The following is a 24671-nucleotide window of genomic DNA, read 5'->3' as shown; positions in this document are numbered from 1 at the left end:
CGGGAGGGGAGGCGTCAAGTGAGCACGAAGGACTGGCTCGAGAAGGACTTCTACAAGGTTCTCGGCGTCTCCAAGACCGCCGAGGCCGATGAGATCAAGAAGGCCTACCGCAAGCTGGCGCGCAAGTACCACCCCGACTCCAACGCCGGTGACGCGTCCGCGGAGGCGAAGTTCAAGGAGGTCTCCGAGGCGTACGACGTCGTCGGCGACCCGAAGAAGCGCAAGGAGTACGACGAGGCCCGCCGGCTGTTCGGCAGCGGCGGCTTCCGGATGCCGAGCGGCAGCAGTCAGGGCGGCGGCGGGTTCAACTTCGACGTCGGCGACCTGTTCAACCGCGGCGGCGGCTCCGGTGGCAGTGGCGGCGGTCTCGGCGACATCCTGGGCGGCATGTTCGGCGGTGGTGGCCGGACCACGACCACCACGTCGACGGCCCGGCCGCGGCGCGGTGCGGACATCGAGACCGAGGCGACGATCGAGTTCGCCGAGGCCGTGAACGGTGTCACCGTCGGGCTGCGGATGACCAGCGACGAGCCGTGCAAGACCTGCCGGGGCACCGGCGCGAAGTACGGCACGGTGCCGAAGGTCTGCCTGAAGTGCGAGGGCACGGGTATGCAGACCTCGGTCCAGGGCGGCGTGTTCGCCATGACCGAGCCGTGCACCGAGTGCAAGGGGCGCGGCCTGGTTGTCGACGAGCCGTGCGAGACCTGCCACGGCTCCGGCCGCGGCCAGTCGAGCAAGACCATGCAGGTCCGCATCCCCGCGGGCGTGCAGGACGGTCAGCGGATCCGCCTGAAGGGCAAGGGCGCGGCGGGCGAACGGGGTGGCCCCGCGGGCGACCTCTACGTCACCGTGCACGTGACGTCGCACCGGATCTTCGGCCGCCAGGGCGAGCACCTGACGCTGAACGTCCCGGTGAGCTTCACCGAGGCCGCGCTGGGCGCCGAGATCAAGGTCCCGACCTTGGACGGCATGCCTGTCACGGTCCGGATCCCTGCCGGTACGGCGAACGGCAGCAAGCTGCGCGTCCGTGGCAAGGGCTCGGTCCGGCGGGACGGCACCAAGGGCGACATCCTGCTCACCCTCGAGGTGCAGGTCCCGCACGAGTTGACCGACGAGCAGCGCGCCAAGCTGCAGGAGTTCAACTCGGCGTCGGACCACCCTGACCTGCGGGCCGGGTTGTTCGGGAGCTCGTGATGGGCCTCCCGTTCAGCCAGGTGCCGACCTGGGACGACCGCACCCCGATCTACGTGATCTCGGTGGCGGCCCAGCTGGCCGGCATGCACCCGCAGACCCTGCGCCAGTACGACCGGCTCGGCCTTGTGGTGCCGAGCCGGGCGTCCGGCCGCGGCCGGCGGTACTCGGCGTACGACGTGGCGAGGCTTCGCTACGTGCAGCACCTGTCCCAGGAAGAGGGCGTCAACCTGGCGGGAATTCGGCACATCCTCGCGCTACAGTCGGAGGTGGAGGACCTGCGAAGGCGGGTCAACCAGCTCCTCGCAGAAGTCCAGCGCGGTGTCGGTGTTTCCCGGCAGAGCACGAACAGCCGGGTCTTCTCAGCCGGCCCGGCCGGCGACGTGATCGCCATGGGCCGGCAGCAGACCACGACCCGCTGGATCCGGACCCAGCCACTGGAGCTGGGTTCCCGCTGACCTAGCATTCTCCGACCACCGGAGGATTCCCGAACCCACCCTTCGGATCCTCCGGTCCCGTGGAGGTCGTCGTCCCCCCGACACCTCCACCGTCGAAGGTGCGCTTTCCCCCAGCGCTCTTCGGCCCCCGCAGGGTGGTCCGTTCCAGGACCGCCCTGCGGCTCGCTCGCAACGGAGCCCCCGGCCCGCATGGCCGGGGGCTCCTCGCGTTCATCTCCCGGTGACCGCGCGCCATGTTGTCTGCGGCGGTTCACCGCCTACTCTGGCGAGGTGACACTCAGTCTGCAGACAGACCGGCTGATCATCCGGGACTGGGAAGAAGACGACGCCGAGGCCGCGCTGGAGATCTACGGCTCGGCCGATGTGGCGCCCTGGCTGTCGCCGGCCATCGACAAGGTCCCCGACGCCGCCAGCATGCGGCTCGTCCTGCAGGCCTGGATCGAGGCCCAGCCGAACTTCGTCCTCCCCGCGGGCCGGTGGGCCGTTGCCCGCCGGGACGACGGTGAGGTCGTCGGCGCACTGGTGATCCGCCTGCTCCCGCCGTACGAGGAGGACCTGGAGATCGGCTGGCAGCTGCGGCCGAGCGCCTGGGGCCATGGTTACGCGACCGAGGCCAGCCGCGAGCTGATGCGCTGGGCGTTCAAGGAAGGTGCCGTCGACGAGCTGTTCGCCGTCGCCCGCCCGAACAACAGACGCGCCATCGCCACGGCCCGCCGGCTCGAGATGCAGTGGGTCGGCGAGACCGACAAGTACTACGACCTGAATCTGCAGGTCTACCGCATCCGCGCCTCAGAATTCAGGGCCTGAAGCAACCAGCGGCTGCGACTGGGTGGCCCGTCACAGTCCGCCGGCGATGAAGCCGAGCGTGAGCTGCTCGAACTTCCGGCGGGTGGCGTCGGGGGCGTCGCGCAAGGGCCCTTGGCCGGTAAGCACAGCGAGTCCGTGCACCGTGGACCAGATCGGGTACTCGATGCCGTCGCGGCGTCCGGGCGCGAGCACACCGGCGACGACGAGCTCATCGAGGACGGCCCGCAGTTGACCGAGGGGTGACCGGTCCTGCCCGGTCCCGTCGACTGTCGCCGCGTACTCATGCTGCGCCGGCACTGCGAACGCCGTGGCGAACAGCCCGGGCTCCGCGCGAGCGAAATCCAGGTATGCGGCACCGATCGCGCCGAGACGGCGACCGGCAGCCGCGGCATCGCCATGCTTGCCGCGCACCCGACTGACACCGGCTGCCATCCGGTCGGCCAGTTTGCGCATCGCCGCCGCACAGACCGCGGCGAGTAGTTCGTCACGGTCGGCGAAATGCCGATAAGCGGCATTGGGCACAACGCCGACCAGTCGGGTCGCCTCGCGGAGCAGGACCGCGTCCGGGCCACCGGTCCGGGCCAGCTCCAGCCCTGCGGCGACGAGGCCGTCGCGGACCGCGCCCCGCACCCTCCGCCGCGTCGCCTCTGGTGTCATAGGCAACAGACTAACTTAGTGGACACCGTCCACTTAGCGCGTTAATGTGGACAGTGTCCACTAAACGAGGAGGAGCGATGGGAAAGAGTGGCGCGGCGGTACTGGTGACCGCGGACCAGTGGTACGCCGGCGGCCAGCGGGTCCTGTATCACCCGGATCCGGCGCGGGTCCTGCCCGCGGAGGCTGCCGCAACCCCTGGCGCCTTGCGGGTTTTCGAGCGTGTCGTCGGCGCGTCTCGGGATCCCGACGCGACCTGGCTCACGATACTGCCCGGCTTCCCGGACGGCTCGTACGGCTGGGCGCAGGTGGACCGGATGCTCGGCGTGGACCTCGGTCCACGGCTCTACGTCGAGCCGGTCGGGCAAGGGGATTCGGACAAACCGGGCAACTATCGGCACTCCACGATGGAGCGTGCGGACCTGGTCGAGGCGCTGTGGCGCCACCACGCCGTACGCCGCACGGTCGTGGTTACCTTCGACTACACGTCGTTGGCGTTGCTCGAACTGCTTCGCCGTACGTCGGAGCGGGCCGGCGCACTGCCGGAGATCGTGGCCGTGTTCATGATGAACGGCGGCCTGTTCGCCGACTCGCACACGCACCCGTGGCAGGTCACGCCGATGCTGCGCAGCCCGCTGGGCGCGTTGGCCATGCGCCGGGCGCAGCGCTCGCCGGAGATGTTCGACTCGGCGATGCTCGGGGCACGGTTGTACTCCCGCAGCTATCGCCCCAGCGCGGAGGAGCTCGCCGAACTGCGGTCGGCGGTCACGCGCCGGGAGGGTGCGGCATTCCTCCATCGAGCCGCTGGGTTCGTCCAGGAACATCGCCGCCATGCCCAGCGCTGGGATCTCGCCGCCGTCGCACGTGACCTGGCGGACACCGTGGCTGTGTACCTCGGCGGCAGCGAGGAGGACCGCTACGAACACCGCCAGGTCACCGCCGCCCGGATCCGTGTGCCGAGTGCCGACGTACTGACCTTTCCTGGCGGTCACCTGACCACCAGCGAGCATCCGGACCTGCTCGCCGACGCCATCCGCGAGATCGCCTCGCGTCATGTTGTCGCCGTCCGTCCCGACCTTTCGAAGGAGCACCGATGACCAAGCTGTTTCCCTTGCTCGAACGCAATGCGGAGTTCGCCCGGACCTACTCCCCGGCCGCGCTCGGCCTGCCCGCCGTACCGGTGATCGTCGTCACCTGTCTCGACCACCGCATCGACCCGGCTCTTGCCCTCGGGCTCGAACTCGGGGACGCCCCCGTCATCCGCAACGCGGGTGGACGCGTCACGCCGGCGGTCATCGACGACATCGCCTACCTCGCGTTCCTCGCCGAGCAGTTGCGCGGCGGCGCCGGCGCGGTCGATACGCTCTTCGAAGTTGCGGTGATCCACCACACGCAGTGTGGGACGGCCTTCCTGGCCGACCCCGGGTTCCGCCGGCGGGCGGCTGAGGCAACCGGCCTCTCCGAGGTGGCGCTGGAGGCGTCCGCCGTCGCCGACCCACAGATCACCGTCAAGGCCGATGTCGAGCGGCTGCTCGGCTCACCGCTGCTGTCACCCAAAGTGAGCGTCTCGGGACACGTCTATGACATCGCCACCGGCTACCTCGCCACGAGCGTCGACGCCCGTTTTCCACAGCCGGCGAACTGAGCCTCAACCAGCGGCAGTCAAGCGGATACAACTTGTAGTGAGGATGGGTGGGGACCCTGAGATTTCCCCAGGATTTCTCAGAGTTGAGTGGAATGGACTCAAGTTTGGATAAGTTGTAACGAGTGACTGTTGTAACTTGAGCTGGAAAGGCTGGAACTCGATGGACGTTCAGCGGTTGACGACGCTGGCCCGGGAAACCCTGTCGGTCGCGATCCGTCAGACCTCCGCGGCGGGCAACCCGACCGTGGAGCCCATTCACCTGCTCTCGGCGCTGCTCGCGCAGCCCGAGGGGACGACGGTCGGCCTCCTCGAGGCCGCCGGTGCCGACCTGGACGCCGTACGCCGCAAGACCGCCGAGCAGCTGAGTCGGCTGCCGAAGGCGAGCGGTGGCAGCGTGCAGGCGCCGAGCCTGTCGCCGAAGACGAGCGATGTGCTGTCGCAGGCGGAGCAGCGGGCCCTCGGGCTCGGGGACGAGTACGTCTCCACCGAGCACCTGCTGATCGCGCTCGCGACCGTCGAGGGCAACGCGAAGTCGGCGCTCGGCGTGGGCGCTGACGCGTTGCTGCAGGCGTTCGACCAGATGCGTGGCAACCGCCGGATCACCTCCCCGGAGGCCGAGGGCACCACCAAGACGCTGGAGAAGTACGGCGTCGACCTGACCGAGCGGGCCAAGGACGGCAAGCTCGACCCGGTGATCGGACGTGACTCCGAGATCCGCCGTGTCGTGCAGGTCCTGTCCCGCCGGACCAAGAACAACCCGGTCCTGATCGGTGAGCCCGGCGTCGGCAAGACCGCCGTCGTCGAGGGCCTGGCCCAGCGGATCGTGGCCGGTGACGTGCCCGAGTCGCTGCGCGGGCGGCGGCTGATCAGCCTCGACCTCGGTGCCATGGTCGCGGGCGCGAAGTACCGCGGTGAGTTCGAGGAGCGGCTGAAGGCCGTGCTGACCGAGATCAAGGAGTCCGACGGCCAGATCATCACGTTCATCGACGAGTTGCACACCGTCGTCGGCGCCGGCGCGACCGGCGAGGGCGCGATGGACGCCGGCAACATGCTGAAGCCGATGCTGGCCCGTGGTGAGCTGCGGATGATCGGCGCCACCACCCTGGACGAGTACCGGACCCGGATCGAGAAGGACCCGGCGCTGGAGCGCCGCTTCCAGCAGGTGTTCGTGGGCGAGCCTTCGGTCGAGGACTCGATCGCGATCCTGCGTGGCCTGAAGGAGCGCTACGAGGCGCACCACAAGGTCGCCATCTCCGACTCCGCACTGGTCGCGGCGGCCACGCTGTCGCACCGCTACATCAGCGGCCGGCAGCTGCCGGACAAGGCGATCGACCTGGTCGACGAGGCCGCGTCCCGGCTGCGGATGGAGATCGACTCGTCCCCGGTCGAGATCGACTCGCTCCGCCGGACCGTGGACCGGCTGAAGATGGAGGAGCTTGCGCTCGCCCGGGAGGAGGACGCCTCCAGCCAGGAGCGGCTCGAGCGGCTGCGCGCCGACCTCGCCGACCGCGAGGAGGAGCTACGTGCTCTGGAGTCGCGGTGGGAGAAGGAGAAGTCCGGCCTGAACCGGGTCGGCGAGATCAAGGAGCGGATCGACGAGCTGCGCGGCCAGGCCGAGCGGGCCCAGCGCGACGGCGACTTCGAGACCGCGTCCAAGATCCTGTACGGCGACATCCCCGAGCTGACCAAGGAGCTGGAAGAGGCGTCCGCCGAGCCCGAGGTCGCCGACGGCCCGGACGCGATGGTCAACGAGGAGGTCGGCCCGACCGAGATCGCCGAGGTGATCGCGATGTGGACCGGCATCCCGACCGGCCGGCTGCTCGAGGGCGAGACCGGCAAGCTGCTCCGGATGGAGGACGAGCTGGGTCACCGGCTGATCGGTCAGCGGGAGGCGGTCAAGGCCGTCAGCGACGCTGTCCGTCGGGCCCGTGCGGGCATCTCGGATCCGGACCGACCGACCGGAAGCTTCCTGTTCCTCGGTCCGACCGGTGTCGGTAAGACCGAGCTGGCCAAGGCGCTCGCGGACTTCCTGTTCGACGACGAGCGGGCGATGGTCCGGATCGACATGTCGGAGTACGGCGAGAAGCACAGCGTCGCGCGGCTCGTCGGCGCCCCGCCCGGCTACGTCGGGTACGAGGAGGGTGGCCAGCTCACCGAGGCTGTCCGCCGCCGTCCGTACTCGGTGATCCTGCTCGACGAGGTGGAGAAGGCGCACCCCGAGGTGTTCGACATCCTGCTGCAGGTGCTGGACGACGGTCGCCTGACCGACGGCCAGGGCCGGACGGTCGACTTCCGCAACGTCATCCTGATCCTGACCAGCAACCTGGGTTCGGCCTACCTGGCCGACGTCCGGCTCGACGACAACGCCAAGCGGGACCAGGTGATGGCGGTCGTGCGGCAGTCGTTCAAGCCGGAGTTCATCAACCGGCTCGACGAGATCGTGCTGTTCGACGCGCTCGGCAGCGAGGAACTGACCCAGATCGTCGCCCTCCAGGTCGAGGCCCTGCAGCGTCGCCTGACGGACCGCCGGATCACCTTGGATGTCGACGAAGGTGCGCTGGAGTGGCTCGCGATGACCGGCTACGACCCGGTCTACGGCGCCCGTCCGCTCCGCCGCCTGGTGCAGTCGGCGATCGGCGACGAACTGGCCCGAGGCATCCTCACCGGCAGTGTCCGCGACGGCGAGACCGTCAAGGTGACGCTGAACGAATCCAAGGACGCCTTGGAAGTAGCCCCCGCCTAGCAACCCCGACAGCCGGGCCGGTTGAGGAACCGGCCCGGCTGTTCTGCGTCAGGCGATGGTGTAGGTCAGGAGCATGACACCGGTCGGCAGCTGGGATTGGGCTTCGAGGGTGAGCTCGGTTCGGGGTGCACCGTCGGGGAAGAGTTTGGCGCCGGTGCCGAGGACCAGCGGGTGCAGCGCGATCTCCAGCTGGTCGACGAGGCCGTTGTCCAGCAGCGTGCGCAGCAGGTTCGGGTTGCCGTACATCATGATGTCGCCGCCCGGCTCCTGCTTGATCTGCTTGAGAGCGGTCGCTGCGTCTCCGGCGAGCAAGGACGCGTTCCAGGTGAGCTCGCCGGTGAGAGTGGTGGATGCCACCAACTTGGGCAGGCTCCGCAGCTGATCGGCGTACGGGCCAGGTGCGTCAGCCCACGCCGCGGAGAACATCTCATAGGTACGGCGCCCGCACAGGAAGTAGTCGCATCCGGACAACTGCTCGATCGACCGCTGGACGGCCTCCGCATCGAAGTACGGCGACGCCCAGCCGCCGAACGCCGTACCGCTGAACCCGCTCGGGTCCTCCACGACACCGTCCAGCGTCATCAAGGTCGACGCAGTGATCTTGCGCATGGTTCTCCTCCCGTGAACTGCCGTGTAGACCGGCAGGAGATCCGAAAGGAATCGGCGAGAATGGGCGGGTGACACAACCTCGCGCCGACTGGGTCAACACCACGCACGACTGGGCCGGATCGGTCGATCACGCTCACCTGCAGCGGATCCGCGACGACGCCGACAGCTATGCACCGGGCGGCGTACTCCATCTCGTGCTCGAAGTCATCGCCTACCCGGACGACGAGGCCGAGTCGGCCGGGCAGCGGGGGAGCTGCACGGTCACGCTTCACCCCGACGGCTCGATCTCGATCGCCGATGACGGTCGCGGCACCGATACTCGCGTCGACGAACTCGGGAACGTCGTGAAGAAGCCGGTCATGGCCACCGAGGACCTCCGCTTCTTCCAGGACCCGGCCGCGCCACTGCTCCCCGATGGCCGGCCGCGCCGCGGTATGTCCATCGTCGCGGCCCTCAGCGATCAACTCACCCACACCAACCGCCGCCGCAACGGTTCGTGGACCCAGCGCTACGAGCACGGCATCCCGATGACCGATCTCGAAGCCGTCGAGCCGAGCGACTCGACGGGTACGACGGTGCGCTTCCACCCCGACCCTGCGTACTTCGCGCCGACCAGGCTCACCGCTGCCGACCTGGCGCCGTACCTGACCTTCGAGCATCTCGACATCACCGTCACGACGGGCTGATCGCAGCACCGGTTTTGCTCGATCTGCGAGGATCGTGGGCAGGGGGCAGCTGGAAGGAACACTTGACCGCATGACCGAGCAGCACGGCGACGACTCGACCGAGGACAGGCCCGGCCCGTACCGAGGCGTCTTCGGTTCCGCCGACGCTCCACAGTCTCCCGGCACGACGCCGTACGGCGACCGCCCGAGTGCGTACGGCGATACTCCGGCAGCGTACGGCGGTGCCTACGGTGCCGGCGCGGATGCGGATCAGGCGAACCCGCCGAAGCAGGTCACGATCGCCGCGGTCATCTCGCTCGGCCTCGGTGCGATGTGCGTACTGCTCGCCGCCATCGCGCTCACGTCCGCGGGCGCGCAGGTCTCCGAGGTCCTCACCGGCTCCAAGGACAACCAAGGCGTCGCGGTCGCGGCGGCGATGATCTGCGCCTTCGTGTACCTGCTGCCGGCGATCTACCTCCGCAAGCGCCGCCCGTGGGCCCGCTACCTGCTCATCGGCGTCGCCGCGATCGGCATCGTCGGCGGTGTGATGGCGCTGCCGGCCAGCATCCTCGGCCTGGCCATCCACGGCACCCTACTGATCCTGATGCTCCAGCAACCCACCAAGCTCTGGTTCCACCACCGCTGACAGAAGGATCCACCCGTGGAGATCTGGATCAATCCCGCCTGCTCCAAATGCCGAGCCGCCACCGAGGCCCTCGACGAGGCCGGCGTCGACTACACAGTCCGCCGGTACCTGGACGACCCGCCGACGGCGGAAGAACTGGACGCCGTCCTGACCCGCCTCAACCTCGACCCCTGGCACCTCGTCCGCCACAACGAACCCGACGCCAAACCCCTCCGCGATCTCCCCCAAGACGAGTCCCACCGCGCGGACTGGATCCAGGCCATGGTCACCCACCCCATCCTCATCCAACGCCCCATCCTGACCGCCGACGACCAATCCACCGCCATCGCCCGAGACCCCGAAACCATCTCCCGCTTCCTCCCCTGTCGATCTGCCCCGCCCTGCCCCTCGACACCTGTGGACAGCGCCGGTACGAGAGCGGCGGATTCCTGGACAATCCGTTGAATGCCGAGCTGGACCAGTTCGGGCTGTCGGAAGCTTGGCTGGAGTCCCGGGCGGCGGCGCAGGACAGACGTGACCTCCGGCTGGTCGACAGTGCGCGTCGTAAGCGCCTGATCTCGTCGGATTTGCAGGTGGGATTTGCCCGGCCGTCAGCCGAACCGATGCTCTGGTTGCCCGATGCCGTCGCGGGGGCGATGTCGGCGGCTGTCCTCGGCGAGGAGAGGTGGCTGACGGCGATGGCCGCAGTGGTCACGGTCCATCAGGTCGTCATCCGCTGACCAGCGTGAACAGGCTCCGAAATGCGCGAAAGCTGGGGCCCGTCATTCCGGCGGGAATCCCAGCTTCACTTCTCACCTGGCAGCGCGAGGTGAGCTGCTCCTAGTCTCTCGGAACCGGCCTGCCGGTGTCTCGCACCGTGCACAACCTACCGGGTCAGAGCTTTTGGAGGCGGGTTAGGGCTTCTTGGAGGACTTCGGGTTGTTTGCAGAAGGCCCAGCGGACGAGGGGGCGGCCGAAGTCCTGGTTGTCGTAGAAGACTTGGTGGGGGATCGCTACGACGCCGGCGCGTTCGGGGAGTTGGCGGCAGAAGGTGATGCCGTCGGTGTGGCCGAGGGGGCGGATGTCGGTGGTGACGAAGTAGGTGCCCTGCGGGCGATGGACCTCGAAGCCGAGGTCGGCCAGGCCGTTGCAGAGGAGGTCGCGGCGGGACTGCAGGTCGGCCCGCAGGGCGTCGAAGTAGCGCTTGCCTAAGGCAAGCGCTTGCGCGATGGCCGGCTGGAAGGGCGCACCAGAGGTGAAAGTGAGGAACTGCTTGGCCGTCGTCACCGCCGTCACCACCGACGGCGATCCGGTGACCCAGCCGATCTTCCAGCCGGTGACCGCGAACGTCTTCCCGGCGCTGCTGATCGACACGGTCCGCTCGGCCATCCCGTCGTACGACGCCAGCGGCCGGTGCTCGAGTCCGTCGTACACGAGGTGTTCGTAGACCTCGTCCGTGATGACGACCAGGTCGTGCTCGACGGCGACCGCACTGATGCCCCGCAGTTCCTCATCGGTGAGGACGGTGCCGGTCGGGTTGTGCGGGGAGTTGATCAGCAGGACCTTAGTGCGCGGGGTGACCGCGGCGCGCAATTCATCCAGGTCGAGACGGTACGACGGGGCGCGCAGGGTGACCGGGACACGGCGGCCGCCGGCGAAGGCGATGCCGGCCGCGTACGAGTCGTAGTACGGCTCGAGCGCGATCACCTCGTCGCCGGGCTCGACGAACGCGAGCAGCGCGGCGGCGATCGCCTCGGTGGCGCCGGTGGTGACGAGAACCTGCGTGTCCGGGTCGTACGAGAGGTCGTAGAACCGCTTCTGGTGGTCGACGATCGCCTGCCGGAGCGCCGGGATGCCGCGGGCCGGCGGGTACTGGTTGGCGCCGGCGCGGATCGCCGCGATCGCATCCTCGAGCAGCGAGTCGGGCCCGTCGCGGTCCGGGAACCCCTGACCGAGGTTGACCGAGCCGGTCGCCACCGCGAGGGCGGACATCTCGGCGAAGATCGTCGTACCGAGCCCGGTCAACCGCTCAGCGTGTGCGCGCATGCCTCAAGACCCTAGGGCATGTCTGACGATTCCCCGCCTACTGCGCGGCACTCGGCACGGCACCTCGCCGCACTGGCGCGAAGGCCACGATGCTCCGCATCGAGACCTTCGCTCCAGCACGCCGAGCTACCGCACCGAGCGCCTGCTCGCGACGGCGCGGAATCGTCAGACATGCCCTAGCCCTCGACCGACGTGACCATATGCCCGAGCCACGTCCGGACGGTCGCGCGGTCGCCGGCGCTGAACAACGCCTCGAGTTCTGCCTCGACCTTGCGTACGGCGGGGGCCGCGTCGGCCAGCCGCTGTTCGCCGGCCGGGGTGAGATGGACCTGCTGGGTACGACGGTCCGACGGGTTGGGGCGGCGCTCGACCAGGCCGGCTCGTTCCATGCCGGCGATCAGCTCGTTCGCAGACTGGCGCGCCGTACCGACCTCGCGGCCGACCTCGGCGACGGTGCGGCCCGGCTTCTCCCGGACCAGCAGCAGCGTGCCGTACTGCTGCACGGAGAGCCCGTGCTCGTCCAGGGCGACGGCCAGCGCCGAGCGCATGCTCAGCCAGGCGTGCCGGACGAGGAAGGTGACGCAGCCGGTCGGGTCGCTGGGGTCCATGCATCTCATTCTGCCGGGGTCGGGACGAAAAAGGAGATTGACAGGTTCCTGTCAATCGGCGACGATGGAAACCTCGTCAGGGTCCTGTCAATTATAGGAGACTTCGTGTCCTCGATCGACCCCTCGCGGCAACGCCGCATTCTCGCCGTCCTGGTCGTGTCGGCCGTCCTGATCTGGATCGACTCGACCGTCCTCGGAATCGCCCTCGAACGCCTCGCCGACCCGGTCGACGGCCTCGGCGCCACGCCGGGGCAACTGCAATGGGCCATCGGCATCTATTCGCTGCTCTTCGCCACCGCACTCTTCGCGGCCGGCGCGCTCGGTGATCGGTACGGTCACCGGACCGTGCTGATGGCCGGCCTGCTCATCTTCGGCGGCTCATCGGCCTGGGCCGCCTGGGCCGGCGGTCCGGTCGAGCTCATCCTGGCCCGCGCGACGATGGGTCTGGGCGGAGCGCTGATCATGCCCACGTCGATGGCCATCATCGGCTGGACGTTCCCGCCGGAGCGCCGGGCCGGAGCGATCGCGGCCTGGTCGTCGTCGGCCGGCGTCGGTGTCGCCGTCGGCCCCGTGCTGGGCGGCGTACTGATCGACCACTTCTGGTGGGGATCGGTCTTCACCATCAACTTGCCGATCGTCGCGTTCGGCCTGGTCGGCGCCGCGCTCGTCCTCCCGAACCCGAAGAGCCCGCGGCGGCGCAAGCTCGACCCGGTCGGCCTCGGCCTGTCCACCCTCGGTCTGCTCGGTGTCTCGTACGGACTGATCGAGGGCGGTCACCAAGGCGGCTGGAACCGCTGGCAGGTGTGGTCGAGCATTACCGTCGGCCTAGTCCTGCTGGCCGGCTTCCTGTACTCCGAATGGCGCGAGCACGAGCCGAGCTTCGACCCGCGCCTGTTCCGCAACCGCCGGTTCGCCGCGGGCAACGTCGCCCTCGCCGCGGTCTTCCTGACGATCACCGGGCAGAGCTTCTACCTGGCCTTCTATCTGCAAGGCGCGCGTGGCATGAGCGCCCTGTCGGCCGGGCTGATGTCACTGCCCGGCGCGGCCGGAGTAGTGGTTGGTTCACCGCTCGGCGCCCGCCTGGCCGCCCGCTTCGGGGTGGCACCAGTGTCTGGCACGGCTGTACTCGCGCTGGCATTGTGCTTCGCGCTCAACCTCACGTACGACGTGCACACCTCGCTGATCTGGATCGGTATCGTCGGTGGACTGGCCGGCCTGGCGATCGGTGTGACCGTCGCGCCCACAACGGCAGCCGTGATGGCGACTCTGCCGATGGACCGCATCGGCGCCGGCTCGGCCGTCAGCAATGCGCTGCGTCAGGTCGGCAGCGTTCTCGGTGTCGCCGTCCTCGGCACGATCGTGTCGTCGACGTACCAGCATCGGATCGCACCGTCGCTGGCCGGCCTTCCCGACAACCTCCGCGAAGCCGCGGGATCGTCTGCCGAGGCAACCCGGCACGCCGCCGGCACGATCGGCCGGCCGGACCTGGTGCACGTCGCGAACAACACCTTCGTCCACGCGATGCACACCGCGGCAGCGGTTGCCTCCGGCATCGTCTTCGTGGGTGCAGTCGTACTCACACTGGCGTTCCGCGTGGCCCGCCGTACGCCGGAGGTCCCGGCGGAACCCGAGCCCACCACCGTCGAGGTGTGAGCGGGCCGCTGGGGACGAGTTGGGTGGCCTTCTCGTCCCCAGCGGCCGGATCCCGGGTGGTCAGCTCCAGGGTGACGGTGGCGGCGGAGGTACGACGGCGGGGCGGTCCTCGCACCACGTTGCTCCGGTCCAGCCGCCGTCGTTGCCGGCCAGCAGGCGTACGTCGAACTCCGGCGGCCCGTTGAAGTGGAACGTCCCGCAGTTGTTGACGAACGGCGCGCCGACGTTGCGCGCGTCGACATTCTCGAACGTGGCCCAGCCGCCGACCCGGGCGTTGACCACGTTCGTCCCGGTGCCGTCGACCTTGATGTTGCGCACGGCAACGTTCGTGATCGCGTAGTCGTCCTTCACCGGCCAGTCGACGACGAACATCATCGCGTTGTACGTCGAGTCGAGGAACGAGCTGTCGGTGATCTCGATCGACCCGGACATCGTGGACTGCAACGCGTACAGCCAGATCGCGCCGAGCCCGATGTCCCAGTTCAGGTCGCGCGGACCACCGCGGACCGTGGTGTTGCGGGCGAACGTCAGCTTCCCCTCGAACGGCGTGGCGTTGAACCGCGAGCCCGCGTGCAACGTGCTGCCCTCACGGATCGGGTCGGCGACCAGGTTGTCGGTGACCGCGTTGTCGCGACCGCCGTAGATCGCGATGTCGTTCGCGAGTACCGGCGTCTGGACCGTGTTGTGGTCGTAGACGTTGCTGTGATTGACCAGGCCGTCCGGGTTGGACTCCGACCACATCGCCAAGCCGTCGTCACCGCTGTTGCGGACGAAGTTGTTGGTCGCCCGGACGTTCGAGACGCCGAGATGAAGGTTCATCCCGTCGGCGACCGCGTCGGTGACGATGTTGTTGCGGATCAGCAGGCCGTCCATCGGGCCGTCGAGCCAGATGCCGACCTTGGTGTGGTGCAGATAAAGGTTCTCGATCGTCGAGCCGCCGCCGATCGCGCCGCCGATCCCGTTGACCTGATCGGTGTCGATCCGTTCTCGTACGTCGCTCTCGATCGCGAAGTCGGCCAGGTGAACCCGGGTGCTCCCGCCGTCGGCGGCGTACTTGCCGTAGAAGCCCGGTGCGCTGTGCACCGACTTGTCCGGCGCGGGTTCGGCCAGCGGCAGGACCTTGCCCTTGATGATCGTCCACCAGTTGCCGGCGCCGCCGACCGTGACGTTGTCGACGACGATGTGGCGGTTGACCTGGAACGTGCCCGGCGGGATGAAGACCGACCAGCCGATCCGCTGCGCCGCCGCGATGGTCCGCTCGATCGCGGGTGCGGCGTCGTGCCGGCCGGTGGGGTCGGCGCCGAAGAGCCGGACGTCCAAGGACCGCGCGGGTTGCTTCAGCGGCACCTTCACCAGCTCGAAGTCTGCAACATCCAGCACATACCAAGCGGCATTCGTCTTCTTGGGTACGGCGAACCGGACGCGGTCACCGGCCTGGTAGGTCCGGTCGAGCAGGAGCCGCTGCTCGTCGTAGAAGTGGTTCGGCCGGAACGGCTTGGCGACCGGATCCGGCTCGGGCTTCCACCAGCCCGGGATCGGGTCGACGTTCGGGTCGTTGGAGAACGGATACATCCCGTAGAGCCAGGCGTACTGCGACGTCAGCGTCATCGTCCGCTTGTGCTTGCCGTTGACCGTCACGTCGAGGGGCGCCGTGATCCCACCACCGCCCGGTGCGTCCGGGATGCTGTAGCGAAGCGTCAGTGCGTTGGCCGGCCGGGTCAGCGTGAATTCGACGTACTGCGAAGGTTGCAGGCGTACGGCGGTCCGTCCGGACGCCTCGGCCGGCAACGTGTAGGCCTCCCGGCTCGGGCCGATCTTCTCGCCCGTGTAGTCAGCGTTCTCGGCCTCTTGCTCGAGGAACGCGACCTCCGCTCCGCGTCCGGAGACGAGCGCCGGATCCAGCCCGGCGCGGGTGATCCGCGGCGCCGGGCGAGTGGCGACCGCGGGAGTAGTGAGGACGGCACCTAGGAGTGCGGTGGTGAGCGCGACCGCGACGGCGCGCAGGTGTGATCGGGACATTGGCGGATCCCCTCCAGACGAACTGCCTGGAGAGTATGTAGTCGAGCACCTGTCTGCAAGATCTCGACAGAAGAAAGAAAATTCCTTTCAGGAACGAAGGCTCGGCGGACGCACCATGAAGACGTCGACCGGGTCCTCGGACTCCATGACGAAACCGTGCCGCTCGTACAGCCGGCGGGCCGCGCTGCCCTGCAGGACGTTCAGGCCCACGGTCGCGCGCTGGGCATCGGTTTGTTCCAGAATCGAGCGCAGGATCGCCGATCCCAGCCCTCGGCCCTGGCAGTGTGGGGTGAGGTAGAAGTGCTCGAGCCACTGCCTGCCGGCGCTGGGGCGGAGCGTGATGGAGCCCGCGAACTCGCCGTCGACCAGGATGATCGAGGTGTGCTGCCGGGAGAGCGAATCCCGCAACCGCTGCCGCACGCGGTGCTCGTCGTACCGCCCGAGGCGTTCCAGATCCGGACGCATGACCACAGCGCGCAGGTCGGCGAGCGGCTCGATGTCGGTGGTAGCCACAGCGCGCAAGGCCCAGTCCGAGGTCTGTGCCACCTCAGCGTCCATCGTCAACTCGCCGGCACCGCCTCGGCCGGCAGGTCGACCTGGGGCACGGGGCGGAGGGCCCGGAGCCAGAGTTCGGTTTGGGCGATGTGGGCCGAGGCGGCGGTCGCGGCGGCCGCCGGATCGCGGGTGGCGATAGCGGCGAGGATGGCGCGGTGGCCGCGGTCGCTGGTCTGCTTGATGGCATCGAAGTCCGCGCCGGGCTCGAAGATGCGGTAGTGCCCACCGCGGCCCCGGATCACGCCGGTCAAGGCGGTGACGGTCGGGTTGCCGCCCGCCGTACAGATCGCGTTGTGGAACTCGGCGTCGAGATGCTGGATCTCGGTCGCGTCCGTGGTCGACTCGAGGCGGTCGAGGATGGCACTCAGCCGCGCCTGCAGGTCCGGGTCCTGGCGGGCCGCGGCCGAGGCGGTGGCGTGGGACTCCAGCACGCGGCGGACCTCGAGCAACTGGAGGACGCCTTCGAGCGGGATCAGCTCGACCGACAGCGAGAACCGGCTGATGATCTCGGCCGGATCCAGCGCCGAGACGTAGGTGCCCGAACCGTGCCGTGACTCGATCACGCCGAGCGCGGCCAGCGACCGGGCCGCCTCTCGCAACGAACTGCGCGACACCCCGAGGTGGTCGCACAGTTCGGGCTCCGGCGGGAACTTGGCCCCTGGCCCGAGCTCCCCGGACGCAATCATCTGGCGCAGGCCGGCCAATGCCTTGTCGGTGGCTGCCACTCGCTACCTCCCCGTCCCTGTCGATACACGTGCAGGGTAAGTCCTCAGACCAATCGCGGTCACGTTGCCCTCTGTGCGGGCCGTTCCCCGCGAGGCGCCGACCGATTCATCAGATGTCAGGAGGTCAGTTCGCGGGCCACGACGAGGCCGAGCTGGAAGCGGGTGGTGACGCCACGGTCGGCCATCACGTGCGCGATCCATCGCCGCGTGGTTCGGAGGCTGATCCCGAGCTGACGGGCGATTGCCTCGTCCTTCAGCCCGGCCGAGAGCAGTTGCAGCACCCGTTGCTCGGACTTGGCCGGCGGCTGGCCGCCGTTCAGGTGCTGGTCGAAGGGAATGCTCCGCTCCCACATGCCGTCGAAATGCGTGACGAGCAGAGAGAGCAAGGAACTCGGATGGACCAGCACCGCGGTCTCCGCCGCGTCCGCTCCGGCGACCCCCAGCGGTAACAGCGCGAGGCGACGGTCCACGATGACCAGCTTGGTCGGCACGACCGGCGAGAGCCGTGCTTGCTCGCCCGCGTCCCGGAAGGCCGTCATCGTGGCGAGCTGACCCGGCTCGGTCAGTGACTCGGTGGAGTAGATCGCCCGCCACCGCACGCCGCGGGCCAGCGCATCCATCTCGTCAGGGTTGTCTTGGGCGCCGACGTACGGAGGCTTGTCGAACACCACCACCTCGTGCTCGGCGCCGCTCATCAGTTGGACCGCCCGCTGACTGATGGCGGCCTGGCCGCTGATCAGCTCGACGACCTGCGAGGTGTGCTCGTAGCGCGTGCCCTGGTGGAAGTCCGCGAGCAGGCTCTCCGCCGCCAGCCTGGCCCGCTCGAGCTCGTCCTGGCGGTGGGCGATCAGCGAGCCGACTGCGACATCCGGCGGTGCCGGGAGGAATCTCGCCGGAACGCCGGGCCTCCTGCTCACCAGTCCGCATCGCTCGAGCCGCGCGATCGCCTGCCGGGCACGGGTCGCGCCGATCTCGGTTCCGGCGGTCAGCTCGGCCAATGTCGATCCGGGAGTGGTCAGCAACCGCCGGTAGAGCTGCTCGTCCAGTGCGGCGACACCGACGGCGGAGAGCTTGCCCTCGTCACGTCGCTCCCTGGTGGACATCGTGGCGAGAGTACTCCGCGGAACCGGTCTCGGCGCAGTGAATATCTCGATGGCCGGTGAAGGACATTGGCTGCATCGTGCCGCCCGATCCTCTGGCCGCTCGCTGCGTGCCGTGAGCACACTGCATCCGCCATAGATCGATTTCCGTCCTGCCATCGGGAGTGCCCTCATGCATCCTGTACCGAGACGTGTCGTCCGGGGGGCGGTGGCGTTGGCGACGCCGCTGACCCTCGTCCTCGCGGCCACCCCAGCTGTCGCCACACCCTCGACGCCGACTTCTCCGATACCCAGCACGCGGGTGATCGTCCAGTTCGCCGGCGCCCCGGCTCCGTCCGCTGGAGCGCGGGCTCGGCAGCAGGCCGCGATCGTGCAGGCCGCACATGCGAGCTTCCGGCAGTCCGTCACGACCGCCGGTATCCATGCCACCGTCACCCGCGAGTTCAGCCAGCTCCTCAACGCCGTGGCCGTCACCACGGACGAGGCCGGCGCCGCCCGGCTCCGCACGCTGCCCGGCGTGACCGCGGTGTACCCGGACCAGCAGCTGCACTCCACCGGTGACGCCGCTCTGTCGCAGATCCAGGCGCCTCAGGTGTGGCAGACCAAGGATCGGAAGGGTACGCCGGTCACCGGCGCCGGGCAGACGATCGCGATCGTGGACACCGGGATCGACTACACCCACCCCGATCTCGGGGGCGGATTCGGCCATGGCCACAAGGTCGCCGCCGGGTACGACTTCGTCAACAACGACACCGACCCGATGGACGACAACGGTCACGGCACCCACGTCGCCGGGATCGTCGCCGGCCGCAGTACGCAGGCTGACGGCAGGACCGGCGTCGCGCCGGGCGCGACCCTCACCGCCTACAAGGTGCTGGGTGAGGACGGCCGCGGCTACGAGTCCGCGGTCATCGCCGGGTTCGAGGCCGCGGTTGCCGTCGGCAACCCGTACCGCGCGGACGTCGTGAATCTGAGCCTGTCCGGCGACCCGGCCCCCGACGACCCGCTCGAGCAGGCCGCCGAGAACGCCGTCCACGACGGGGTCGTCGTGGTCGCTGCCGCGGGCAACGAAGGTCCCGGCGAAGGCACGGTCGGTTCGCCGGCGGAGGCGCCGGGCATCCTCGCGGTCGGCGCCAGCATCACCGGTATCGACGTACCGACCGTCACGGTCACCGCGCCGGTCCGGCGCGCACTCGACGTCCAGCGGGTGGGACTGTCGGCGAACCCGCCGGCCGGTGGTGAGGACCTGGAGGTCGTCGACGCGGTCAACGGCGCCCCGGACGACTACGACACCATCGACGCCACCGGTAAGGCCGTCCTGGTCGCGTACAACAGCGAGACGCTCGGCGACATCCTCGCGACGGCCGAGCAGCACGGCGCGAAGGCGGTCCTGCTGCGAACGCCGAACTACTACAGGGGCGGCGCGGGTCACCTGCTGCTCCCGGCCTTCGCCACCGGTTCGTCGGACGATCCGGGCAAGGCCTCGATGGTCGCCGCCGTGATGAACGGGACCGATGCGTCGGATCTGGCGCAGTGGCTCACGCAGGGCCCGGTCCAGGTCCACATCGGTGGCACCGACGCGACCGACCAGATCGCCGGGTTCAGCTCCCACGGCCCCGCGTCCGGCAGCTTCGCGATCAAGCCGGATCTGGTCGCGCCCGGCGTCGAGATCCGGTCCACCTGGCCCGGCGGTCAGTACGCCGACGACAGCGGTACCAGCATGGCCGCGCCGCATGTCGCCGGTGCCGCCGCGCTGATCCGGCAGGCGCACCCCGACTGGACCGCCGAGCAGGTCGCCGCAGCGCTGACCGGCGGCGCCGACCGGCTCTCCGGGTATGACGCCGTCACCCAAGGATCGGGTCGTCTCGACGTGGCCAGTGCCGACCGGCTGGCCGTCCTGCCGAGCAAGCGGTCCCTGAGCCTGGGCGTCGCGGACCTCAGCAGCCACACGATGCGCTCCACGACCACGCTCACGCTGACGAACGTGTCGTCCACGACCAGGACGCTGCATTTCGACGCGAAGCCGGCTACTGGCACGCCGGCGAAGGTCTCTGTGACTCCGAGCTCCGCCCAACTCAGTCCGGGGAAGAAGGTGACGGTCCGCCTCACGGTAACCGGCGCACGTCCGTCCGGCGGCGCGGATTGGAGCGGCTGGCTGCGTGCCTCGGTCAGTGGATCCCCGGAACTGTCCGTCCCCTGGCTGCTGGCCGTACGTCCGCTCGACCTACACGCGAACCCCGACCCGACCGTCACGGGTGCGTCGGTCTACATCCACTCGGAGGCCGGTCTGGCCACGGCTCCGCGGGTGTCCGTTACTGCGCCCGGTTCGCATCACGCGATCACCGGTACGGCGACGTTCGACCACACCGGCTGGTGGAAGTACACCGTGCCTGCGGGGCCGGCCGGCGCGTACCAGGTGTCCGCGGTCGCCCGGACCCCTTCGGGCGCCTGGCTCGACGGACAGACGTCGTACGAAGAGTTGGGCACTGCGCATGGGTCCGGCCCGAACGGATGGCAGTCCGTCGGTCCGACCAGTCAGGGTGCGGACAAGATCGGGTACACCTCGAAGGCCGGGCGGATGTTCGCCCTGCCGTACCTGTCGCCGCGGCCCGGCGTGTTCCGGACCGACGACGCCGGCACCACCTGGCGTGAGCTGCGCAATCTCCCGATCGGTGGCGGGGTGAACCTGGGAATGGCGACCGACCCGACCCGGCCGGACACGGTGTACCTCGCGGTCGAGGGCGGACCGGACCCGACGTACCAGGGGAAGATCCTGGTCAGCCACGACGCTGGCGAAACGTGGACCACACTGCCGTTCCCGGACGTCAGCCCGAGGGATCTGTCCATCGACCCGACCGGGCGGATCCTCATCGTGCCCGCGTTCGACAACAGCATCTATGTCAGCACCGACCGCGGTCAGACGTGGACGAACTACCGTAGCCCCGGCGAGAACCTGCAACAGGTCAGCCTGATCGGCCACGACCTGTACTTCGGCGATGGGCTGAAGCTCTACGTCATCCGGAACGTCGACGGTACGCCGGAGCCGCGGCAGGAACTGTTCACCTCGCCCGAGGAGGACCAGTTCGTGGAGGAGGTCGCCGGTGATGCGAATCTCCTCGTGGCGCGCACCGCGCGGCAGCTCTACCTGTCCCGTGACCACGGTGCGAGCTGGCAACCCGGGCTGGCTGCGGCGGAGACCGACACGTTCGCCACGGTGCAATTGGTCAACGGCGACCTATACGCCGCGACCGATGGCCAGATCTTTGTCGACCGGGGCGAGGGGACGCAGTGGAGCACGCTGCCGGCTCCGGTCGGCAACGACATCTTCCGGATCTCGTCACCGCCGAACAGCAAGCGGCTGGTGGTTTCCGCGGTGGGCAGCGGGCTGTACGTCACCGACGATTCCGGTGCCACGTACCGCCGCGTCGGCCTGACCAGCGCCGACGTTCATGCGCTGGCAGTGGGCCAGGACGCGTCCGGCAAGTCCACCCTCGTCGCCGGTACGACGTTCTCCACCTTCACGACCGGGTTGCCGGTGCAGCCTGTTCCCAGCCCGGCCGACCACGACTGGGGACTCAACGGCAGCGACATCCTGCTGGGGAACCGGATCACGGCGCTGACCACCGACCCGTCCGATCCGCACCGGCTGTTCCGGGCCGTGTCGAAGGCACAGGGCCGTCCGACGATCGAGGAGTCGACCGATGGCGGCAGGACCTGGACGGTCAAGATGAGTGTGCTGGCCAATGCCCGCGTGTACCAGATCGTCGTCGACCCGGCGAACCGCGACTACATCTATGCGGCGGTCAACGACGTCCTGAGCCCGGGCGTGGTGGTCAGCCGTGACGGCGGCAAGACGTGGCGGAAGAACAACCTGCCCATCCTCGTCACCGCGATCGCCGCCGATCCGCGCAACCCCGACCACCTTTGGCTCGGCGGGCCGGACGGGTTGTACCGCTCGGACGACCAGGGCCAGTCGGTCCAGCGGCTGTCCGCCGTACCGGTGTCGGTCCTGGCGCTCGATCCGCGCAACCCCGACCACCTGGTCATCGGCGGGAGCGGCTTGTACGACAGCCGGGACGGTGGCCGGACTGTGAAGGCCGCCTCGACGTCCGGGTTCCGGCTGAACATCACCGCCCTGACGTACGGCGCCGACGGCCAGCTCTTCGCGGCCGACGGCGACGGCGCCGACGCGGGACTGCCGGTCGGCGGCCGGGGTGTGCTGAACAGCCGCGACGGTGGGCGCAGCTGGCACAACATCTCCGACGGCCTGCCCAACCTGGACGTGGCCAGCCTGATCACGTCACCGGACGGGCGGTGGCTGTACGCCGGAACCGTCGGCGGTGGCGTCTACCGGATCACGACCCACTGAGCACGACCTACTGAGCCGTCCGGCCGGTCCCGTGGCGCCGCGGGACCGGCCGGACATCTACGTCATATCCCTGAGGAACGCGGGCAGGTCCCGGACCTGCCAGCGCTTCGGCGCAATCCGCTCGTACGGCGTCCCGTCCGCAGCCGGCTCGTGCGTCACCCACGCGGTCGTCATCCCGCGCTCGTGGGGGAGGGTGAGGTTCACCTCGAGGTCGTCGATCATCGCCGCCCGCGCTGGGTCGATCGCGAAGCGGGTCAGGAACGCGTCGAGGCTCTCCGGGTACGGCTTCGGGATCAGGTCGCCGGCGAGGATGTCGAAGACACCGTCGAAGTGGGTCGTCAGCCCGAGTCGCCCGAGCGCCTGCTCGGCGTGGTAGACGGAGCCGTTCGTGTAGACGAAGCGCCGTCCGGGCAACGCCTCGACCGCCGCGGCGAGGTCGGGATCCGGAGTCAGCACCGAATAGTCGATCCGGCGCTCGAAGCCGAGGAACTCGTGCGGGTCGATGTCGCGAGTGACCATGGCACCGCGCAGCGAGGTGCCGTACTGCGCAACCAGCTCGGCCTGGATCCGCCGGGCACCGGTCAGGTCGGTGCCGTAGAAGCCGGCGACGGCCGAGAGGATGCCGTGCGTGAGTTGCGCGGCCAAAGCGGAGCCGGCGGGATACAGCGTGTTGTCGAGGTCGAGGATCCAGGTGTCGACGTCAGCCCGCATCTGGCCAGGGTAGTGACACACTGGGGGCGTCACCGACGGGAGGATTTGAACGTGGCGACTGCGCTCATCACCGGGCCGGCGACCGGGATCGGCCGTGCGTTCGCGGACAAGCTGGCGCGGGAAGGCTACGACCTGGTGCTGGTGTCGCGGGACGAGGCGCGGCTGAAGGAGGTCGCGGCCGACATCGCCCGGCTCCACGGGGCCGCGTGCGAGGTGCTGGCCGCGGACCTGACCGACGCGGACGACCTGGCCCGGGTGGAGGAACGGTTCCGGACCGGACCGATCGAGGTGCTGGTGAACAACGCCGGCTTCGGGCAGAAGAAGCCCTTCTGGGCCAACCCGGTCGAGGTCGAGGAGAAGCAGCTCGACCTGCTGGTCCGCGTCGTACTGCGGCTCACGCATGCCGCCGTACTCCCGATGATCGAGCGCGGATCCGGTGCGGTGATCAACGTGTCGTCGGTGGCCGGGTTCATGCAGCGCAACGTCTACAGCGCACACAAAGCGTGGGTGACGAACTTCTCGGCCGGTCTCGCGGTCGAACTGCACGCGAAGGGTGTCGCGGTGATGGCGTTGTGCCCGGGCTTCGTGCACACCGAGTTCCACGAACGGATGGGGATGGACAAGACGATCATCCCGTCGTTCCTGTGGCTGGACGCGACAGACCTGGTCGAGGACGCGTGGAAGGACCTGATGCGCGGCAAGCCGGTCTCGGTCCCGAGCCGCCGCTACAAACTGATCGTCGGCGTGACCCGCTTCATCCCCCGGGCCCTCATCGCACGGGTCTCGACCGTAGGCCTGGACGGCCGCCGCCGCCTTTGACCGGCTGGAGGGACTCGTACAGAGTCTTGGCCAGCGCGCCGGCGTAGGCGTTCCGCTCCTCGTCCGAGGTGTCGATGCCGGTGAAGTTGACCTCGAAACCGCGCTGGAAGCAGGCGCCGAAGAGCAGTGCGGCCGCGGCTTCGACATCCGCCGTACGTCGAATCCGTCCGAGCTTCTGCTCTTCGCGGAGGTAAAGGATCAGACCCTCCTGGGCTTTGTGCGGACCGGCGTTCAGCTCCCGCATGCGCCGGCGGTGCGCGATCAGCAGGTCCTGCGACGAGAACAACGAGACCAGGATCGGGAAACCGTCGACGTAGAAGTCGATCGCGGTCCGTGCCAGCTGCGTCAGATTGGCGCGGACCGTGCCGATGCCGGGGTTGCCGATCAGTTCCATGAGCGAGCCGGGAAGCTCGGGCAGTCGCTCGTGCATGACCGCGAGCAGGATCGCGGCCTTGTCGGAGAAGTGCTTGTACAGCGCGGCTTCGGAGTATCCGGCGACGTGGGCGATCGACTTCGTCGTCGCCCGCGCGAACCCCTGCGTCCGCATCACCTCCGCGGCCGCGTCCAGGATGTCGTCCCGCGTACTCATCCCCGTGCTCCCCTCGTCGACGGCAGCCTACCTTGACAGGTTGGTGAGTATTCACTAACCATGGTGAGTAAGTGTTCACT

23 protein-coding genes are annotated in these 24671 nt (G+C 69.0%); 13 read left to right on the top strand and 10 right to left on the bottom strand.

The window, feature by feature from the left end; translation table 11 throughout:
* Positions 1 to 18: 18 nt before the first annotated feature.
* From dnaJ to OG558_RS09345, 3 genes are all read left to right on the top strand, one after another.
* Positions 19 to 1194 (top strand): molecular chaperone DnaJ, encoded by a 1176-nt coding sequence (dnaJ, locus tag OG558_RS09355; RefSeq protein ID WP_329482775.1) that lies wholly within the window; start codon positions 19 to 21, stop codon positions 1192 to 1194.
* Entirely contained in the window at positions 1194 to 1649 is a 456-nt protein-coding gene (locus tag OG558_RS09350; protein ID WP_329482774.1) for a heat shock protein transcriptional repressor HspR, read from the top strand. The genes dnaJ and OG558_RS09350 overlap by 1 nt, the downstream gene beginning before the upstream one ends.
* A gap of 270 nt (positions 1650 to 1919) precedes the next feature.
* Positions 1920 to 2456, top strand: coding sequence for a GNAT family N-acetyltransferase (locus OG558_RS09345; RefSeq protein ID WP_329482773.1), 537 nt, complete (start codon positions 1920 to 1922; stop codon positions 2454 to 2456).
* A gap of 30 nt (positions 2457 to 2486) precedes the next feature.
* Here the strand turns inward: OG558_RS09345 and OG558_RS09340 are convergent, their stop codons facing one another.
* Positions 2487 to 3113 (bottom strand): TetR/AcrR family transcriptional regulator, encoded by a 627-nt coding sequence (locus OG558_RS09340; protein ID WP_405069850.1) that lies wholly within the window; start codon positions 3111 to 3113, stop codon positions 2487 to 2489.
* A gap of 77 nt (positions 3114 to 3190) precedes the next feature.
* Between OG558_RS09340 and OG558_RS09335 the strand changes: the two genes are divergently transcribed.
* The 3 genes from OG558_RS09335 to clpB all read left to right on the top strand — a co-directional run bounded on the left by OG558_RS09335 (position 3191) and on the right by clpB (position 7498).
* Complete coding sequence (locus OG558_RS09335; protein WP_405069849.1) at positions 3191 to 4207, top strand: alpha/beta fold hydrolase; 1017 nt, start codon at positions 3191 to 3193, stop codon at positions 4205 to 4207.
* A complete protein-coding gene (locus OG558_RS09330; protein ID WP_405069848.1) occupies positions 4204 to 4755 on the top strand; it encodes a carbonic anhydrase in 552 nt (183 codons plus the stop codon). The genes OG558_RS09335 and OG558_RS09330 overlap by 4 nt, the downstream gene beginning before the upstream one ends.
* Before the next feature lie 160 nt (positions 4756 to 4915).
* Positions 4916 to 7498 carry an ATP-dependent chaperone ClpB gene (gene clpB, locus OG558_RS09325; protein WP_405072134.1) on the top strand — a complete coding sequence of 861 codons (2583 nt, stop codon included), beginning with the start codon at positions 4916 to 4918 and terminating at the stop codon, positions 7496 to 7498.
* Positions 7499 to 7546: 48 nt separating this feature from the next.
* Here clpB and OG558_RS09320 read toward each other — a convergent pair whose 3' ends face one another.
* Positions 7547 to 8107 carry a dihydrofolate reductase family protein gene (locus OG558_RS09320; protein ID WP_405069846.1) on the bottom strand — a complete coding sequence of 187 codons (561 nt, stop codon included), beginning with the start codon at positions 8105 to 8107 and terminating at the stop codon, positions 7547 to 7549.
* A 68-nt stretch (positions 8108 to 8175) separates the two neighbouring features.
* Between OG558_RS09320 and OG558_RS09315 the strand changes: the two genes are divergently transcribed.
* The 4 genes from OG558_RS09315 (at position 8176) to OG558_RS09300 (ending at position 10137) form a co-directional block, all read left to right on the top strand.
* Positions 8176 to 8793 (top strand): hypothetical protein, encoded by a 618-nt coding sequence (locus tag OG558_RS09315; protein ID WP_405069845.1) that lies wholly within the window; start codon positions 8176 to 8178, stop codon positions 8791 to 8793.
* Between the two features lie 70 nt (positions 8794 to 8863).
* Positions 8864 to 9418 (top strand): hypothetical protein, encoded by a 555-nt coding sequence (locus OG558_RS09310; RefSeq protein ID WP_405069844.1) that lies wholly within the window; start codon positions 8864 to 8866, stop codon positions 9416 to 9418.
* 15 nt (positions 9419 to 9433) lie between these two features.
* Entirely contained in the window at positions 9434 to 9862 is a 429-nt protein-coding gene (locus OG558_RS09305; protein WP_405069843.1) for an arsenate reductase family protein, read from the top strand.
* Complete coding sequence (locus tag OG558_RS09300) at positions 9859 to 10137, top strand: hypothetical protein (protein WP_405069842.1); 279 nt, start codon at positions 9859 to 9861, stop codon at positions 10135 to 10137. Before OG558_RS09305 ends, OG558_RS09300 begins: the two co-directional genes overlap by 4 nt.
* Before the next feature lie 154 nt (positions 10138 to 10291).
* On the opposite strand, the gene OG558_RS09295 is transcribed toward OG558_RS09300, so the two are convergent.
* Together OG558_RS09295 and OG558_RS09290 are read right to left on the bottom strand one after the other, a co-directional pair.
* Entirely contained in the window at positions 10292 to 11443 is a 1152-nt protein-coding gene (locus OG558_RS09295; RefSeq protein WP_405069841.1) for a pyridoxal phosphate-dependent aminotransferase, read from the bottom strand.
* Positions 11444 to 11619: 176 nt separating this feature from the next.
* Positions 11620 to 12051: a MarR family winged helix-turn-helix transcriptional regulator gene (locus OG558_RS09290; protein WP_405069840.1), complete on the bottom strand. Its 432-nt coding sequence runs from the start codon at positions 12049 to 12051 to the stop codon at positions 11620 to 11622.
* 105 nt (positions 12052 to 12156) lie between these two features.
* Here OG558_RS09290 and OG558_RS09285 point away from each other — a divergent pair, with 105 nt between their 5' ends.
* Positions 12157 to 13704 carry an MFS transporter gene (locus tag OG558_RS09285; RefSeq protein ID WP_405069839.1) on the top strand — a complete coding sequence of 516 codons (1548 nt, stop codon included), beginning with the start codon at positions 12157 to 12159 and terminating at the stop codon, positions 13702 to 13704.
* Positions 13705 to 13764: 60 nt separating this feature from the next.
* Here the strand turns inward: OG558_RS09285 and OG558_RS09280 are convergent, their stop codons facing one another.
* The 4 genes from OG558_RS09280 to OG558_RS09265 all read right to left on the bottom strand — a co-directional run bounded on the left by OG558_RS09280 (position 13765) and on the right by OG558_RS09265 (position 18106).
* On the bottom strand, positions 13765 to 15723 hold the full coding sequence (locus tag OG558_RS09280) for a glycosyl hydrolase family 28-related protein (protein WP_405069838.1): 1959 nt from the start codon (positions 15721 to 15723) through the stop codon (positions 13765 to 13767).
* A gap of 87 nt (positions 15724 to 15810) precedes the next feature.
* A complete protein-coding gene (locus OG558_RS09275; RefSeq protein WP_405069837.1) occupies positions 15811 to 16281 on the bottom strand; it encodes a GNAT family N-acetyltransferase in 471 nt (156 codons plus the stop codon).
* Positions 16282 to 16283: 2 nt separating this feature from the next.
* On the bottom strand, positions 16284 to 17003 hold the full coding sequence (locus OG558_RS09270) for an FCD domain-containing protein (RefSeq protein WP_329482760.1): 720 nt from the start codon (positions 17001 to 17003) through the stop codon (positions 16284 to 16286).
* A 116-nt stretch (positions 17004 to 17119) separates the two neighbouring features.
* Positions 17120 to 18106 carry a helix-turn-helix domain-containing protein gene (locus tag OG558_RS09265; protein WP_405069836.1) on the bottom strand — a complete coding sequence of 329 codons (987 nt, stop codon included), beginning with the start codon at positions 18104 to 18106 and terminating at the stop codon, positions 17120 to 17122.
* 169 nt (positions 18107 to 18275) lie between these two features.
* Between OG558_RS09265 and OG558_RS09260 the strand changes: the two genes are divergently transcribed.
* Complete coding sequence (locus OG558_RS09260; protein WP_405069835.1) at positions 18276 to 22472, top strand: S8 family serine peptidase; 4197 nt, start codon at positions 18276 to 18278, stop codon at positions 22470 to 22472.
* A gap of 57 nt (positions 22473 to 22529) precedes the next feature.
* Here the strand turns inward: OG558_RS09260 and OG558_RS09255 are convergent, their stop codons facing one another.
* On the bottom strand, positions 22530 to 23183 hold the full coding sequence (locus OG558_RS09255; RefSeq protein ID WP_405069834.1) for a pyrimidine 5'-nucleotidase: 654 nt from the start codon (positions 23181 to 23183) through the stop codon (positions 22530 to 22532).
* A gap of 51 nt (positions 23184 to 23234) precedes the next feature.
* On the opposite strand from OG558_RS09255, the gene OG558_RS09250 reads away from it, so the two are divergent.
* Positions 23235 to 24002 carry an SDR family oxidoreductase gene (locus tag OG558_RS09250; RefSeq protein WP_329482756.1) on the top strand — a complete coding sequence of 256 codons (768 nt, stop codon included), beginning with the start codon at positions 23235 to 23237 and terminating at the stop codon, positions 24000 to 24002.
* On the opposite strand, the gene OG558_RS09245 is transcribed toward OG558_RS09250, so the two are convergent.
* Positions 23953 to 24591 (bottom strand): TetR/AcrR family transcriptional regulator, encoded by a 639-nt coding sequence (locus tag OG558_RS09245; RefSeq protein WP_405069833.1) that lies wholly within the window; start codon positions 24589 to 24591, stop codon positions 23953 to 23955. The two genes, OG558_RS09250 and OG558_RS09245, sit on opposite strands and share 50 nt — an antisense overlap.
* Between the last annotated feature and the right edge of the window lie 80 nt (positions 24592 to 24671).

The organism is Kribbella sp. NBC_01510 (assembly GCF_045040325.1).
Classification (GTDB): domain Bacteria; phylum Actinomycetota; class Actinomycetes; order Propionibacteriales; family Kribbellaceae; genus Kribbella.
Note: the sequence above shows the minus strand (reverse complement) of the source record. Positions and strands in the feature narration are given on the sequence as shown.